Here is a 1,222-nt window from a genome sequence, read left to right as displayed (position 1 = left end):
ATTCTGGGCGGTCCCGCCGGCCCTGCGTGGCTACAGGATCGAGTGGCTGCGCCACGACTTGGTGGCGGGCGCCGCGCTCTTCGCGATCTTGGTCCCAGCTGGTATGGCGTACGCCCAGGCCGCCGGCCTTCCACCGGTGACCGGCCTGTACGCGACGGTAGTGCCCCTGCTTGTCTACGCGGCAGTCGGGCCATCGCGTGTGCTGGTGCTGGGCCCGGATTCCGCGCTCGCTCCGATGATCGTGGCAGCCTTGATTCCCTTGGCCGCGGATAATGAGCAGAAATCCGTGGCCCTGGCCGGTCTCCTCGCCATACTGATTGGCGGCAGCTTTCTGCTCGGCTCAGTGCTGCGGTTGGGAATCGTCACTGGACTGCTGTCGAAGCCCATCCGGCTCGGCTATCTCAACGGCATCGCCTTGCTGGTGGCCGTGTCCCAGCTTCCCACCCTCCTGGGGATCTCCGTGGAAGGCGGTACACCCTGGGAAAAACTCATCGCCGCCGTGCCGAAAGTGCTTGCCGGCGAGACCAATTTGACGGCACTACTGCTCGGCTTGGTCTCGCTGGCGCTCATCTGGGTTCCCCGCCGGCTGAAATGGAAGGTTCCGGGCGTGCTCATTGCGGTGGTTGTGTCCTGCATCGCCGTGGCCGTGCTGGGACTCCAAGAGCGTTTGAAGGTCACAGGTGCCCTCCCGCAGGGGCTCCCTGCACCGGCCCTGGGCGGAATTGGCTGGGCCGACGTCCTGACACTGTTGCCCGCCGCCGCCGCGATCGCCCTCATCGTCTTCGTTGATACCGGTACCCTGGCACAATCCCTGGCGGCCGCAGAGGACGGCAGGGTATCCGGCAACCACGAAATGGCAGCCTTGGGCGCGGCGAACGCTGCCACCGGGCTGCTCGGTGGCTTCCCGGTGTCGGCCAGCACGTCCCGCACGCCGGTGGCAGTCGAGTCCGGGGCGAAATCCCAGCTCACGGGGGCCGTAGGCGCCGTCCTGGTGCTCGGCTTCATGCTTGTGGCGCCTGGCGTCACCGAGTTCCTGCCGGCCACAACCCTTGCAGCCATTGTCATCGCCGCAGCCGCCGCAATAGCCGACCCGGCCGGTGTGCGACGGCTCATCGGCATGAGCCGCAGTGAATCGTTGGTGATGCTCGCGACCTTCCTGGGGGTGACCATACTGGGCGTCCTCCCGGGCATCGCCGTTGCCATCGGCTTGGCAATTCTGGAC

The 1,222-nt window shown here is 66.7% G+C and carries 1 protein-coding gene; it reads left to right on the top strand.

Translation table 11 applies throughout. The annotated features are described in order from the left end of the window. Positions 1-22: 22 nt before the first annotated feature. A partial coding sequence (locus LQV45_RS33820; protein WP_230012192.1) for a SulP family inorganic anion transporter occupies positions 23-1,222 on the top strand: 1,200 nt, incomplete at its 3' end.

The organism is Microbacterium sp. Bi128 (genome assembly GCF_918698205.1).
Note: the sequence above shows the minus strand (reverse complement) of the source record. Positions and strands in the feature narration are given on the sequence as shown.